Below are 302 nucleotides of genomic sequence, written 5' to 3' on the forward strand. Positions count from 1 at the left end.
TTACGTGCCGATCAACGTCTCATTTTCGCCAAAAGTTGGCCCAGGGCTTCCCGGTATCAACAGGGACACCAGGATTTATTTATTCTGCGAAGTGATCTTCCGTCACAGGTATTTATTCGCGATAAGCTCATGGAGCGGCGTAACCGTCGCACAGGAAGGACAGAGAAAGCGCGGATCTGGGAAGTGACGGACAGAACGGTCAGGACCTGGATTGGGGAGGCGGTTGCCGCCGCTGCTGCTGACGGTGTGACGTTCTCTGTTCCGGTCACACCACATACGTTCCGCCATTCCTATGCGATGCA

Annotated in this window: 1 protein-coding gene; it reads right to left on the minus strand. The window is 54.6% G+C overall.

Annotated features, from left to right (window positions below; genetic code table 11):
- Positions 1 to 102 precede the first annotated feature (102 nt).
- The coding region (locus D5S11_RS20425) for a hypothetical protein (RefSeq protein WP_346962816.1) at positions 103 to 302 on the minus strand (200 nt) is incomplete at its 5' end.

Origin of the sequence: Bacillus sp. L75 (genome assembly GCF_003676355.1) — a bacterium.
In the GTDB taxonomy this organism is placed as follows: domain Bacteria; phylum Bacillota; class Bacilli; order Bacillales; family Bacillaceae; genus Bacillus; species Bacillus velezensis.